Below are 15242 nucleotides of genomic sequence, written 5' to 3'. Positions count from 1 at the left end.
CACTTCACTTGTTTACACAAGATCAGCTTAAAGGAATGTTCTAAATCGCAAAATTTCGTTTCGATATCTAGTTTTCAAAGAACAAGCTCCATGCAAAAGCAAGCTGTTTGAGAGTTTGAGCTCTCAAAACTGAGCAACGAGTGAGTAATTTTTGCAGCTAAGCTGCGTATTTGAATGTTTCCACGCGGGAAACGATTCTCCATAGAAAGGAGGTGATCCAGCCGCACCTTCCGATACGGCTACCTTGTTACGACTTCACCCCAATCATCTATCCCACCTTCGGCGGCTGGCTCCTTGCGGTTACCCCACCGACTTCGGGTGTTATAAACTCTCGTGGTGTGACGGGCGGTGTGTACAAGACCCGGGAACGTATTCACCGCGGCATGCTGATCCGCGATTACTAGCAATTCCGACTTCATGCAGGCGAGTTGCAGCCTGCAATCCGAACTGAGACCGGCTTTTTAGGATTCGTTCCACCTCGCGGCTTCACAGCCCGTTGTACCGGCCATTGTAGTACGTGTGTAGCCCAGGTCATAAGGGGCATGATGATTTGACGTCATCCCCACCTTCCTCCGGTTTGTCACCGGCAGTCACCTTAGAGTGCCCACCCGAAGTGCTGGCAACTAAGATCAAGGGTTGCGCTCGTTGCGGGACTTAACCCAACATCTCACGACACGAGCTGACGACAACCATGCACCACCTGTCTCCTCTGTCCCGAAGGAAAGGTACATCTCTGTACCGGTCAGAGGGATGTCAAGACCTGGTAAGGTTCTTCGCGTTGCTTCGAATTAAACCACATACTCCACTGCTTGTGCGGGTCCCCGTCAATTCCTTTGAGTTTCAGTCTTGCGACCGTACTCCCCAGGCGGAGTGCTTAATGTGTTAACTTCGGCACCAAGGGTATCGAAACCCCTAACACCTAGCACTCATCGTTTACGGCGTGGACTACCAGGGTATCTAATCCTGTTTGCTCCCCACGCTTTCGCGCCTCAGCGTCAGTTACAGCCCAGAGAGTCGCCTTCGCCACTGGTGTTCCTCCACATATCTACGCATTTCACCGCTACACGTGGAATTCCACTCTCCTCTTCTGCACTCAAGTCACCCAGTTTCCAGTGCGATCCGGGGTTGAGCCCCGGGATTAAACACCAGACTTAAATGACCGCCTGCGCGCGCTTTACGCCCAATAATTCCGGACAACGCTTGCCCCCTACGTATTACCGCGGCTGCTGGCACGTAGTTAGCCGGGGCTTTCTTCTCAGGTACCGTCACCTTGAGAGCAGTTACTCTCCCAAGCGTTCTTCCCTGGCAACAGAGCTTTACGATCCGAAAACCTTCATCACTCACGCGGCATTGCTCCGTCAGGCTTTCGCCCATTGCGGAAGATTCCCTACTGCTGCCTCCCGTAGGAGTCTGGGCCGTGTCTCAGTCCCAGTGTGGCCGATCACCCTCTCAGGTCGGCTACGCATCGTCGCCTTGGTGAGCCGTTACCCCACCAACTAGCTAATGCGCCGCAGGCCCATCCCCAAGTGACAGATTGCTCCGTCTTTCCAGTTTCCTTCAGGAGAAGAAAACAACTATTCGGTATTAGCTACCGTTTCCGGTAGTTGTCCCAAGCTTGAGGGCAGGTTGCCTACGTGTTACTCACCCGTCCGCCGCTAACTATCTGAGAAGCAAGCTTCTCATCAAGTCCGCTCGACTTGCATGTATTAGGCATGCCGCCAGCGTTCGTCCTGAGCCAGGATCAAACTCTCCAATAAAGTATTGAAAAGAGCGATAAGCTCATTTTGAAACTGACGAGATTAAAAATCTCATTTATTTTGCTTTTATTTTGCTTTGAAAGCATACAGCCCGAAGGCTTGTACCGATTTCTCAGCGTCGATCTTGCAACCAAGATCGTTACTCACTCGTTGTTCAGTTTTCAAAGATCAAACTTCTTTGCGTCGCCGTCGTTCTTCTCTTCAGCAACTCTTATATATTATCACGTCCAAACCAACTTTGCAAGCATTTTTTTAAGTTTCTTTCGAAGATTATTTCATTTGCTTGCCGCACCATGTTTCTCGTGTTTTCTTGGCCGGATTAATAATATATCATGTTCTAATACTAATTACAACCCATAATATAAATTAATTTATTTCACTACATTTAGTTAATCTACTCTCCTAGTTATACATATACTCCAGCGGTTGTTAAGCTAACGGAATCTCGCGATACGCTCTATGCGTTCTATAGGATAGCCTATATTGACTGCAAACCCAACGCGTAAGCTCTAATAAACAGTTTGTCTCGTAGGGCCGTAAAAACTTTTCTTCATTAAAGTCACTACTTATTAAGTAGCTTCATCTATGTACTGCTGTCTTTCATTACAGTATTAGGATATCGTACAGGGAACTTTTCTATATTCGCCAAGTCTCGTTTAGAGTCATTTTGCGTATTAATGTATTTCATAGTTGCGCATATCTTTATTTCAATCTAAATCTCTCTTCCCTTTATGTATATACATGTTAAGCAAAATTCACTTCTTGAAATGAAGGGAGCTTATTCCTTTTTGGCATTTAATTGCCCAATCTTCTAAGAAATTGCCGTTATAGATTTGCGCATTTTTTTAATAATGAACATATTAATGAAAGAAATGAGGAAAATTCTGAAAACCTTGGTACTAAAGCATCATTTTCATTCAAAAACTAACATTAATCTAACCCTATTACGATATATCACATGGATACAAAGCACCATGCGTTGAGCGAACGCGCATCCAGATACTCACAATTTGAAAAAGGAGTGAACTATGTTGTTAGATAAGATACGGTGGAGTACTCTTCCCTTCTTTGCTAAAAATCTCGTTATTTCATTCGGCAGCATTACGCTAATTGGCGTTATTTTAATTACAGCCGGATATCAGTTCCAAAAAAGCATTTTGATTCAACAGTTATATGATCAGGCTGAGGTAACGACGCAGAAATGGTCTGATGATCTGGATACAAGCAAGGTTCTTGAAGCAGCGAATGAGAAAAACTATGACGGGACTGCCCAAAAGGTAATTCGAGATTATCTGGATTCCATCCATGAACTCTATCCCAATATCGCCCAGGCCTATATTTTTGGAACAGAGTTGGAAAAGGGAAATGAGACCTCCATTATCGCGATTCCAACCAGTCTCGTTGAGTCCTTCGAAGAAGGCAATATGGCAGCAGGTACTATGTATCCCTTATCCTCACAAATTGTCGAAGCTCTTGAGGATATGAAAGTAGACAGTGAGCCTGGATTCAGTAGCTTTTATACCGACGATTATGGCACTTGGACAACAATTATGTATCCCATCAAGAATGCCGAGGGCAATACCTATGCAGCAATATACTTTGATGTTGATGCAAGCGCAGTTCCAAAAGGACTTCATAAACTGATTACATACAGTAGTATTTTTCTGATCGTTTTCCTGATCGTGTTTATGGTACTTCAGTATGTTCTATTGAAGAAAACACTTAAGCCAATCCGTGACCTTATGAAAGGTATTGAGGCTGCGAGCTCAGGCAATCTGGATGTAAGCATTCACACCGGACGGGATGATCTGGGAATTATTAATCAAAAATTCAATACGATGATTCAGCGATTCAATGACACGATGTTCAAAGTGCAAACGACATCCTATCACCTCTCTGACTCATCCAAGAAATTATTAGATATTTCCGAGAAAAATAATGATAATATCCAGATGATCAGCAGCAATATCCGGGACATCTCTCACGGCCTTCGCTCCCAGGATCAGGCCAGCGTGGAAAGTGCCCGAGCAATGACAGAAATGTCTACCGTTGTGCAGACGATTGCCAGCAGTTCTGCAGATGTTGCGGATGAGGCATCAAGCATGGAAGAACGTTCTAATACAGGTCATGAGATTATGCAACAAGTGGTTGAACAGATGAGACTGATCTCAGGTGCAGTGAAGCACACGTCGGAATCGATACAGTCTTTGGAAAGCCGCTCGAACGAAATTAGCAGCATCGTCAATATGATTACACAAATTGCAGATCAGACTAATTTGCTCGCACTAAATGCTTCCATTGAGGCGGCTCGTGTTGGTGAGGAAGGAAAAGGATTTGCGGTTGTCGCAGGAGAAGTCCGCAAGCTCGCTGAACAGTCCCAGGACTCTGCCAAACAGATTCGTACCTTAATTGACGGAATTCAACGCGATATCCTTCAATCTGCCGAAGCTATGCACCTTGGCTCTCAAGAAGTGGAGAAGGGCTCTCAGGTTACCATGGAGACGGGTCAATTCTTTGAAGATATTTTGACAGCTACGAACAAAGTCGCTAACCAAATTCAGGATATCTCCAGCTCTACCGAAGAAATATCCGCCAGCACACAGGAAATGTCCGCTACTGCGGATGAGTTGTCTGCGAGCGTCAGCAAAGCAGCACATAGCAGCAAACAGATTGAGCAATCCATTGCTGAACAGGAATCATCCATGGCTTCCATTGTGGCCGCCTCTGATGAACTCTCGGCTGTATCGGGCCAATTGCAAGAACTGATCTCCTTCTTTAAAGTAAGAGCAAACTGAATCACTTTTATTATTCATCACCTTTCAAGCCAGATTCAGCCGGCGCTCCAATTTTAAATCTTGGATGCTGCCGTTTGAGTATGGCTTTTCTTATGTAAAAAGCGATTCACGAAGGTTTAAATCTTCGTGAATCGCTTTTTAATATGGTCATTACATTGTTATAAAATACAACCTTAATGCTGAGTCTGCACTGCTGCAGGGGACACTGAAGCTTGTTGTGCTGCTTCTTTTTGTAAACCTACACGAAGCAGCGTAATTCCCCACGTTACAGCCGAGATCAACAGAAGATTTAGCATGAACCCACCCACAGCTTCTCCACTATAGATCAAACGCATAAAGCCCTGTACCCCATTGGAAGCGGGCAGAAAGTTCCCTATATAACGGTAGAATGGCGCCAGCATCTCGGCTGGAATGATACTTCCCGCTGTCATCAACTGGAGTGGAACCATCGCCACATTAAATAGAGGGCCTGCATTGCCAAACAGGGCAAAACTCATTTGTGTAAAACAGATACAAGCCAGACATACGAGCACATGATAGAGATACAAAGCGCCGAAGGAACTCGCCACATCCGTAAACTGAAGAGCCACCGTATCCACAATAAGGGGAACGATTACAGCTATACACAACAGCAGCACTTGCCGTCCCCAGAAGATTTCCCATTTGGAATGGTTACGCTTCATGATGTTCGACGTAATATTGAACTGAATATTCATAGTCATGGTGGCAATATAGGTGATAAAACCCAGAATCATGGGCAGCATCGATGTTGCAAAATCACTTACACTGTTCGTTTTATTAATTTCAGCCTTCACAGGCCCTTCATTCATCTTCGCCATCGCTTGTCCAATGGCTGCACTTAAATCTTCGCTGTTTATACTATCGTTATTGAGTGTCACTTGAACCTTGGATTCCAAAATCCCTTGACCTATTTGTGTAGTCATTCCAGTCGCCGCGTGTTCTACAATGGATTTGGCTACATCGGCATTTCCCTGATTGATATAAAAGGATAAATTCGCCTCTGTACCACCTTCAATCCGGTCAGTGAATCCTTCCGGAATAACAATAACCATCGCATAGTTACCTGCATTCATCTGTTGCTCAGCTTCCTCGGCAGAACCCAGTACATTGACATGGAAAGGAGCGAGCGTTTCAATCTGCTTCTGCACCTCTGTTCCCTGTGTCCCATCTTCGTTCACCAGAGCAACTTGAAGTTGATCCACTCTCTCCGTGGCTTGATGATAACCCGTCATCCAGATCACAACAAATAACAGCGGAACAATCAATGCAAAAACCAATCCTATTTTTGTCTGTGGCACTTTAAGAAAATCTTTGAAGCTTTTCATTCGTTCACGACTCCCATTAGTTAAAATTAAAATAATTGCACTGCATATATATGCACATGCACATATTTGGTCAAAAAAATTTATTTCATCTTTTCATAGATGCGATTCATCACATTCATGAATACATCAAGCTCTTCAGGGGAACATTCGGCAAGTGCCTCTTGCTCTTGCTGTTTTGCCTTTGGTGTCAGAACGTTATTCATTTCCAGTCCTTCCGCCGTCAAACAAAGTAAAACCGCTCTGCGATCCTGTGGATCTTCTTCTCTCGTCACCAGACCTTTGCGAATCAACTTGTCTATAATTTTGCCTACCGTTGTCTGGTCCCGAACTGTTAATTCAGCCAGTTTTTTCTGTGATATATGGCTTCCAGCCTTGCTCAATTCATTCAGAACTGCAAATTGTTCGGGAGTAATATCCTGTTCGCTCAGATTTCTGGTTGTTGTTTTTTTGTATGCCAGATAAGTACGTGACAGAATAAGTCCAAGTGGATTTTCATCCATATTAACAGGCATGCTGATGCTCCTTTCTCTATATAGTAGCACTACCATCTAATTTGCGTAAGCTCTATATTATTACCAGATCTACACTACTGTCAATTTAATTTTTTTATATCTCTAAACAAAAAGAGACCCACCCGTTAGTCAGGCAGCTCTCTCCTCTGGCATCGTCAAGCCATACTTACTCGGGCTTGCCACTTGAAGTTTCGGTATCGTCCTTCTTCTTTGTACCTTTACTTTTGTAAGGCTTCGGGGCACTTTTCGCCCGGTTAGCGGCGGCTTGCCAACGGTTCCAGCCTTTTTTGCCGGTACCGCGGCCGGTGCCACCTTTTCCTTTTGCTTTGCTCATGTTATCACTCCAATAATCCTGTATATGCTTAAAAATGACCGTCCTCGGTAACTTGTTATGCAACCCAGCCCATCTTCTTCACTTCCAGCATTTCTTATTATAACAAAGTTTGACGTCTTTACGTTCATTTCCAGAAGTCAGGCTTATATTTCAGCCTTAGCATTACCTGTGGAGTTAACTCCTCTTAACACCCGCAAAGATAACAGGAAACAGATTGCCAGAACAACAGCTGCTGAAACGTAAGGATAGTTGATATTCACATCAAACAGTGCTCCCGCTACAATTGGACCTGCGATATTCCCCAAACTTGTATAGGCTGAGTTCAATCCGGCCACAAAGCCTTGTTGTTCTTCCGCCAGTTTGGACATCTGCGTACTGATTGCCGGACGCAATATATCCATACCAAGGAAGACGATAAACGTTACGACAAGAATCATCCAGTAGGTATTTACAAACAAGGTCAATAGCACAAATACAGCCACAAAAAGCAAGCAGACCGAAATGACTTTTTTCTCACCAAACCGGTTTAACAGCCAGCCAATCAGTGAGACCTGCACCACGGCTCCCGCAATGGAACCAAACGTAATTATGAATGCAATATCCTTGGTGGTGAAGCCAAATTTGTGATCCACAAACAGAGAAAAGACCGTCTCATAGTTAGCCAGACCAAACGCCATGACAAATACGATAATTAAACTGAAAAAGTAAGGCTCCCGGTACGAATGCAGCAACTGGGAAACCATACCCGGGCTTTTGACCTTCGGTGCACCCTCAACAGGTTTGGTTTGCTCTCCGGTAATTCTGGTCGATTCCGGCAAAATAATCAGGGTAATGATGGATGCCAGCAAACCTGCAATACCTGCGGCATAGAAAGGAATCCGAATGCCAAAGTCAGCGATATATCCGCCGATCCCCGGACCAATGATAAAACCTGTAGTAATTGCCGCATTAATTAATCCCATACCTTTACCGCGTTCTTCTTCTGTCGTAATATCTGCGGTATAGGCCATAACTGCTGGGAAGATCATCGCTGCACCGATTCCTCCAAGCATCCGGGCTGCGAAGAGCAGCGATGGTGCATTCACAGCACCAAACATGAACTCCGATACAGCAAAGATTAACATGCCGCCAACAATAATTTTTTTACGCCCCAAGATGTCAGACCAACGGCCCGCAACTGGAGAAAACAGAAACTGCGTGAAGGAGAATGCTGCTACCAGCAAACCAACCGTGAACCCGGTGATATGCAGTAGATCCATATACGCAGGCATAATAGGTACCACAAGACCTATACCTGTAAAAACGAGAAAAATATTAAACATTAACAGCAGCAATGCGCCCCTGTTCCGTGTAAGTAATGCCATGATTCCATCCTCCGTGTTGTCAAAATGTTGCTTTAAGATTTTTCTTTTGCTATTCCATACAAGAATACGCTAGCCGCTTGGCGGTACAAGGCAAGAGCCTGTTCTGGCTCCATTCCGCGCGACAGCTGACTAAGTCCAATGATGGTGCTTTCCAGAATGAGCGCAAGATTGTCTGCGTTGTCCGCCTTGAACTCTCCGCTCTCTATCCCCTGCTCCACCAATTGTTTGTTAAATTGAATATGCCGCTCAAACATCAAAGCTATGCGTTCTTCAATATCATTTTCTTTCTTTTCTCCGGTAAAGAACTCATCTGCCGCCTTCGTAAGCGGGTGATTCATATCATCGAGGATTAATTGTTCTGCCAAGCCGTAGATCTTCTCGGTAGAGGTATGATACAGATGTTCCTTGGCCGCCCAATTCTCTTCCCATTCCCGATCCCACTCATCAATCAGATACAGAAAGAGGCCTTCCTTGCTTTTAAAATGGTAATAGATATTGCCTTTACTGCTGCCTGTCGCAGCCACAATATCTTCAATGGAAGTAGCTTTATACCCTTTTTGCACAAAAAGAGCTCTTGAGGCATCCGCAAGTTTCTTCTTGGTCTGCTCGGTTTGAATTTGCTTTTTATTCATACTCATCCATTTCACTCCACCTCTTGCATACTGAACGTTCGTTCTGTATTTTAACAGAACCATCAAACTTAAGCAATCAAAAAGGAGAATCGGCTTGGCGCCCATTCTCCCTCCACAACTTTATTTCACTTTTTCCCCTTGGCCATGAAGTATTTTCAGTTGTCCATTTTCATAACCGACCTGATACGTAACTTTATATTTCGTGGTGACCAATTCACCGTCTTTTCGTTCATCCGCTGTAATAACAGCAGTGACCTCTATTTCATCATTTGTCTTATCTGAGGACGAAACTTCGGCAATGGTCACATAACTGGTGTTGATGTAACCTTCACGGAACTTGGCATAACTTATCCCGCTCTGCCACTCACTGCCAAGCAAGGCATACGCGGTAACATAGTCGTTCAGATTCAGGTTCATATAAAATTCGGTCACCAGGCCCTCTGCTTCCAAAGAAGCTGAATTTGATCCCGCTCCCTGATTGCCACTCGTCTGAACGGCCGTTTTAGACGATGACGGTTTCTCAGACCAGGCCTGGACCTGCTTCAACACGCTGGTGATGGGAATGCTGAACCCGATTCCGCCTTCCTGCTCCACAACGGCTGAATTAATGCCCAGTACTTCACCGGTTTCTGCACTGATCAGCGGGCCACCGCTGTTGCCGTGTGTAATGGGCGCCGAGATTTGATACAGATTACTATAGATATATGGGGCAATTTCGAAGCTGCGGCCCACACCGCTGATAATGCCTGTAGTTACGGTGTTCTCCAGACCTAGCGGACTGCCCAGAGCGAGAATCTCATCTCCCGTCTCTGCTTTGGATTTGGCGATAGGCAGCGGTTTAACTTTTTTCAGATCAGGCACCCTGACGACAGCAACATCCGTCTCTTCCCCAATCCCGATAACGGTTCCTTTATACTCCTCATGATTGAGGGTTCGAATCGTTACTTCTTTCGAGCCCTCCACCACGTGAGCATTGGTTACCACATCACCCTGATCATTGTAGAGAAAACCGGAGCCCAGTCCACTGCTGCTCTCAATCGTAACCACTTTCTTCTGACTGTCTTCAATAATCTGTTTACGTGTTTTCTTCACGGTTGTCTGGGAGGACGGTTTAGACGTTGTGGTTGCCGTTTCCTTCGTAGTGACAACAGCCAGTCTTGGTCCTCCATCCTGCAGTTGATCTGCTGAATACTGATGAATCCAGAACACACCTCCTGCTCCCGCTCCAATAATGATTGCACTGGAGATAATCGTACTCCATGTTCGTTTGGCCATTCCAACCTGTCCTCCTATTCCAGATACCACGTTGCGTTCACTACAGAAACTTCCGCTTCCTCGTACACACCATAATAATACGTTTCAAAAAATCCCTGATCCCCTACTTCAAGCCAGCTTGGATATACATCCGCATAGGTTTGACCAAGGTATGCCCCGTCTGAGCTGTAGATGTCCAACATAACCGTTACGGAAGAGATAGGCCGAGTGGCATTATTCACGATTGAGCCGCTTATATACAGATCGCCATACATATCAAGCGTCGCTTCTACGTCTACAATGCTCACCGCTGCTGTGCGGTTCTTCAGGTCTTCTTCTGCTGCCTGTTGCTCAGCAAGTTGAATTCGTTCGGCTTCTGCTTTTTCAAAAGCCTTCTTCTCACTCAATACTCGTTCGCGATATGCTGTCAGTTTTTCATCCTCCGGAGCGTAGGACAACCCCTGATCAACGGTTTGCAATGCAGCCGTAAAATCCTTTTTCTTCACTTGCTGTTCAGCTTGCTTATAGCTAAGACCAGCCAGCTTGTCGATAATTTGTTTCTGAACCGCCTCTGCTTCCTTGCCTTTCAATTTCGATACAGTGTCCAATTTCTCAGCCAGTGCCTGTACGGTGGTCAAACTATCGATTTCTCTCTTCACCTTCAGAACAGCCAGTGTCACCTTGTTGTTATTTAGAGTCGTCCGCACCTTGGCAAAAACCGGTTCTTCTCGCTCTTTCAACACTTTTGCTACAGCCTGAAGCGTCTTGTCGCCGGCAGCAAGTTTCCCCGTTTTCAAACTTGTCGCAGCTTTGTTCAGCTGATTCATCAGATTGAAGGCTTTGGCTGTAATTTGCCGATCCTGCACAAGCCCATCCACGTTTGGCCGTTTCGCAAGAGCCGAATCCAGAAGTTGAAGCGCCTCTTGATATTTTCCGTCCAAGGCCGCCTGCTCTGCCTGTTGATGCAGTGATTTCACCTCCGCATTGATGCCCATCTCCTGCTTGTAATAATACGTCAACAAGGCCCCCATCACCGCTGCCAGAAGCAGTGGAATAATCCAGCTAAATGCTCGGCCTTGTGCCGTGTTGCTCTGCTTTGGTGCAGACTGATGCTGTCTGGATAACTGATCTAATGCTTTTCCCGTTCCACTCTCCAGGCCAACCGCTGTTTCTGCCCAAATCCGTTCATCTGTAGAGCTTGAATCTTTTAATTTCGTTCTACACTTTCTACATGTGCTGTCTCCTGGACTGCTTTTGGTCCCACATACGTGACAATACACCCTGATCCCTCCATCAAAAAGAACGTATGTATCCTATGCTATTTTTACATGAATCGACACTTATCATATAGTAAAAAGGTAAATTGCACCATATCTTTATGGTGTATAATGGATGCATTCCAAACTGTGAGGTGACACGGATGTCGTTCCCAATCGTTCGAAGTAATTAGTCGTCGGGCTGGGTCAAAACGCGTACCAGCTAACATGGGATACGTCTGCCCTTTTGAGCCTGTTCGGCATCTAATCATAACGATTTTGCACAACATCTATTTAGAATCAAGAACTCACATTGGAGGAATCATATAATGAAGAAAAAGATGGACTATACTACTTTTTACGAACGTATTGGGCGATTGAATGGCTGGGACTTCAGCTCCCTGAAAGTGACTTCAGAGGGCATTGGATGGAACTTCTACGAGGAAGTTACACGCTGCACCCAACCGTCAGATCTATTGCTTGATATTGGCACAGGTGGGGGAGAAGCTGTTCTTTCCATCGCGGATGCTGCACTATTATTGGTTGGAATAGACCTTTCCCGGGGAATGATTGAGACTGCCCAGCGTAATCTCAAGGCATCTGGTTCCCGTTCGAATGTCCGTTTTGTGCATATGAATGCAGAGCAACTGACATTTCCAGATCAATTCTTTAATGTCGTGTCCTCCAGACACTGCGACTTCTGCGCTACAGAAGTATTCAGAGTATTGGCCGATGGCGGTGTATTCCTTACCCAACAAGTCAGTGAACATGATAAGTATAATCTCTCAAAGGCTTTTGACCGTGGACAGTCACTGGGCGTTCAGCCTGGCACATTAATGGAACGATACAAACGCGAACTTCGCGAAGCGGGTTTTCAAGACATTGAGGCGTATGAATATAACGCAACAGAATATTACGCCACGCCTGATGATCTGCTTTTCCTGCTGACCCATGCACCGATCATTCCCGATTTTGGAGAGAAGGAATCCGACTTAGAGCGTTTCCAACAGTTTGTTGAGCAAAATCGCTGCGATAAAGGGATTCGAACGAACTCGGCACGTTTTATGCTGACTGCTCGGAAATAAATCTTATAACATAAAGGCAAAATAAAGCCCATCCACCATTCTGGTAACATGAATGGTGGATGGGCTCTTCAAATACTAAAGATACATCGTAAATCGCAATCCATCCAATTACTGCGTTACTCCCTTTTTCTCCAGGAAAGGCTTTAATTTGTCCAAAACATAATGACTGCCGCCTCTTCCATTCACTTGTTCAATGACCGCGGCTATAAGGAAGGACGGAGATTCGGTATCAAACACCACCACAAAACCGTTCTCCTGTCCTTTCTCCCCCTTCTTGGCCTTCAGTTCGGCCGTCCCTGTCTTAGCTGCCAGTCCTTCAGGGAGTGAATTCAAGGAATGAGCCGTTCCTCCCGATCGGGTCACCACCTGGCCCAAGGCATCCTTCACCGTATTTGCAACTTCAGGTGTAATTACAACCTCCGGTTCGGCGGTTTCCTTTTCCTCTATCAGTACGGGCTTCACCATTTTCCCTTCATTAATAAAAGGAGTGAAAGAGGACGCCAGATGAATTGGCGACATCAGCATTTCGCCCTGTCCATAGGACGTGTCAGCGAGCAGCACCTCGGATGAAAGATCGAGATGAGCCTCGTTTGCATACTGACTTGGTTTCAAATACAGTTCATCCAGTCCAAAGTTGTCTCCAAAACCGAACTTCTGGATGCCCTCTATGAACTTGGCGCTGCCCATCTCAACCGCTTCCTTCGAAAAATAAATATTGTCCGAGTAGACCAGCGCATCAACCATGTTCACCGGGGATACACTTTTCACACGTTTCACATAATAACCGCCCCAGCTCTCATCCTTACGCCATTGCAGACCAGAGATATCATGCGATTTGTCCGCTGTGGTAACCTTCTCCATCAGACCTGCCGCTGCCGTAATGGCTTTGAAGGTTGACCCTGGTGCATAACGATTCGTAAACCTATTGATAAAAGGAAGCTTCTCATCTGCTGAATAGGCATCCCACTCAGCCTGTGTCAGTCCCGTAACCATCTTGTTCGGATTATAGGCGGGCGCACTTGCCAGAGCCAGCAGATTGCCGTCCGTCGGATTCATCAGCACCATCGCTCCGGCGTCACCACCACTCGATAATGTCTTATACAGTTTACGCTGTTGCTCGGAGCTGATCGTCAGTTGAATATTCTGGCCATCCACTGCATCCTTGCGGATAAGCTCTGAACGGGTATTTCCCGATTCATCGGTAATCTCGATCAGGCCACCCCGTTCGCCGCGAAGCTGCTTCTCCAGGGATTGCTCCAGTCCAGCTTTGCCAATCCAATCTTCCGCACGATAATAGCCTTCTGTATCTTTCTCCAAATCTTCTTTGGTGGCCTTGCGCACATAACCGATCAAATGAGCAGCAGCCTCACCAAGAGGATAGTATCGTATTTCCTTGGATTGAACCTGCACACCAGCCAGTGCTGCAGGCACCCGGGAGTCCTCTGTTGAAGCAATCGGGACAAAATATTCCGGCTTCACCCATTTCTGTGCAAGCGCGGTGTTGATCATAGCTTCTGTTACTTTGTAATGCTCCGCGATCCGGGCGATCATCGGCTCCGGATTTTCTCCCAGCTTCTCCGGTATGATGCCCCACTCGTATATATTCCCCTTGGTTGCAAGGGGCAGCCCTTCACGATCAACAATGTCCCCACGTTCCGGGAAAAGGGTTCTCACCCGAACTTTGCTTCCCTTGACCATGTCAGTCAGAATCATGGATGGCTTCCAGTTGATCCGCCAGACTTTGCGACCCTCCTCAAGCTCTTCACGCACCAGTTTCAGTGTATGTGTCTCGTCCACTTCTCCCAGAAAGGTCGTTAACTGCAGGCTGTAGTCCACTTCATAGGCATCCGGGTTTTGGTTTTTATTGTCATTACCCGTGCCATCCGTTGTCTCTTCGATTACTTTCGGTTTCAATTCTGCCTTAATTGCAGAAACCTCCATGCCCGAATAGATCGCGTTATATTTTTCCACAAATTGCTCACGGTTCATGCCGGACTCTTTCAATGAAGCAGGCGTCATCAAGGTGTACAGTTGATCAAATTCTTTCTTTTGCAAATGCTCTATGTACTGATTAACGGTTACCTCAGGCTTAACTTCCTCTGTTTTGCTATTCTGCATGTATAAGTACATTCCGATTCCACCGGCAAATAAGATGGGAAGCAGTCCATAAATAATTTTACGTTTCGATTTCATAATCATATCACCTCTAATATACACTATAGATTTCCAGCCTCAATTAAACAATGGAACAAATCTGACGAATTTATCATTAAAAATAGCCGAAAGCTCACATAATATGTTTAAATAAGGAGAGCGAGATTACAGTAAAGGAGCCCGATGATGGAAATCAGCTATTTTTTACTCCCCAAAGCCGAAGTGGCCTATATCAAGTCTTCCGCTTCCATGAAAGATGCGATCGAGCAGCTTGAATTGCAGCATTATACCGCCATTCCCGTGATTGACCAGGATGGAAAATATGTTGCCACCCTGTCCGAAGGCGATTTGTTATGGAAAATGCGGAGTACCCCCGGACTGACATTTGAGACGATGGATCAGGTCCAGGTGCACGAGATCGACAACCGTGTATATAATGAATGTGTCTTTATTAAGGCAGAAATGGAGGATATGCTGACGTTGGCAGCAGATCAAAACTTTGTGCCTGTGGTGGATGTGGACCGTGTCTTCCTCGGGATTATCCGTCGCAAGGATATTATTGAGTATTATACGCGCAACATCTCCGACTAAATTTGAAATGAATATATGCCTTTTGCTGATTACATGGGCAAAAGGCTAAAACAGAAATGACGAGTCCTTGGGGCAATGTCATTAAGTTATTTAACTTAATGATATTAGAACCTTGGACTCGTCATTTTTGTGTTTTCAGATAACATCCAAGCCCCACTTTCA

11 protein-coding genes and 1 rRNA gene are annotated in these 15242 nt (G+C 45.5%); 3 read left to right on the top strand and 9 right to left on the bottom strand.

The window, feature by feature from the left end:
• Nucleotides 1-205: 205 nt before the first annotated feature.
• A 16S ribosomal RNA gene (locus MKY42_RS04635) occupies nt 206-1757 on the bottom strand.
• A gap of 1028 nt (nt 1758-2785) precedes the next feature.
• Between MKY42_RS04635 and MKY42_RS04630 the strand changes: the two genes are divergently transcribed.
• Nucleotides 2786-4552, top strand: coding sequence for a HAMP domain-containing methyl-accepting chemotaxis protein (locus MKY42_RS04630; protein WP_090904768.1), 1767 nt, complete (start codon nt 2786-2788; stop codon nt 4550-4552).
• Between the two features lie 173 nt (nt 4553-4725).
• On the opposite strand, the gene MKY42_RS04625 is transcribed toward MKY42_RS04630, so the two are convergent.
• From MKY42_RS04625 to MKY42_RS04595, 7 genes are all read right to left on the bottom strand, one after another.
• The gene (locus MKY42_RS04625; RefSeq protein ID WP_090904769.1) at nt 4726-5898 is read right to left on the bottom strand and encodes an ABC transporter permease; all 1173 of its coding nucleotides are present in this window, start codon (nt 5896-5898) and stop codon (nt 4726-4728) included.
• 80 nt (nt 5899-5978) lie between these two features.
• Nucleotides 5979-6410 carry a MarR family transcriptional regulator gene (locus tag MKY42_RS04620; RefSeq protein WP_177185918.1) on the bottom strand — a complete coding sequence of 144 codons (432 nt, stop codon included), beginning with the start codon at nt 6408-6410 and terminating at the stop codon, nt 5979-5981.
• A 166-nt stretch (nt 6411-6576) separates the two neighbouring features.
• Entirely contained in the window at nt 6577-6744 is a 168-nt protein-coding gene (locus tag MKY42_RS04615) for a DUF3934 family protein (RefSeq protein ID WP_090904771.1), read from the bottom strand.
• A gap of 143 nt (nt 6745-6887) precedes the next feature.
• Nucleotides 6888-8147 (bottom strand): MFS transporter, encoded by a 1260-nt coding sequence (locus MKY42_RS04610; RefSeq protein WP_339852717.1) that lies wholly within the window; start codon nt 8145-8147, stop codon nt 6888-6890.
• A complete protein-coding gene (locus MKY42_RS04605; protein ID WP_090904923.1) occupies nt 8141-8740 on the bottom strand; it encodes a TetR/AcrR family transcriptional regulator in 600 nt (199 codons plus the stop codon). The genes MKY42_RS04610 and MKY42_RS04605 overlap by 7 nt, the downstream gene beginning before the upstream one ends.
• Before the next feature lie 120 nt (nt 8741-8860).
• The gene (locus tag MKY42_RS04600; protein WP_339849003.1) at nt 8861-10015 is read right to left on the bottom strand and encodes a trypsin-like peptidase domain-containing protein; all 1155 of its coding nucleotides are present in this window, start codon (nt 10013-10015) and stop codon (nt 8861-8863) included.
• Nucleotides 10016-10029: 14 nt separating this feature from the next.
• Complete coding sequence (locus MKY42_RS04595) at nt 10030-11274, bottom strand: FxLYD domain-containing protein (protein ID WP_339849000.1); 1245 nt, start codon at nt 11272-11274, stop codon at nt 10030-10032.
• A gap of 305 nt (nt 11275-11579) precedes the next feature.
• Between MKY42_RS04595 and MKY42_RS04590 the strand changes: the two genes are divergently transcribed.
• A complete protein-coding gene (locus MKY42_RS04590; RefSeq protein WP_090904775.1) occupies nt 11580-12335 on the top strand; it encodes a class I SAM-dependent methyltransferase in 756 nt (251 codons plus the stop codon).
• A gap of 108 nt (nt 12336-12443) precedes the next feature.
• Here the strand turns inward: MKY42_RS04590 and MKY42_RS04585 are convergent, their stop codons facing one another.
• Complete coding sequence (locus MKY42_RS04585) at nt 12444-14528, bottom strand: penicillin-binding transpeptidase domain-containing protein (RefSeq protein WP_339848997.1); 2085 nt, start codon at nt 14526-14528, stop codon at nt 12444-12446.
• Between the two features lie 147 nt (nt 14529-14675).
• Here MKY42_RS04585 and MKY42_RS04580 point away from each other — a divergent pair, with 147 nt between their 5' ends.
• Entirely contained in the window at nt 14676-15080 is a 405-nt protein-coding gene (locus MKY42_RS04580; RefSeq protein WP_024631266.1) for a CBS domain-containing protein, read from the top strand.
• Nucleotides 15081-15242 lie beyond the last annotated feature (162 nt).

It is taken from the genome of Paenibacillus sp. FSL W7-1088, from assembly GCF_037969855.1.
Taxonomy (GTDB): Bacteria; Bacillota; Bacilli; order Paenibacillales; family Paenibacillaceae; genus Paenibacillus.
Note: the sequence above shows the minus strand (reverse complement) of the source record. Positions and strands in the feature narration are given on the sequence as shown.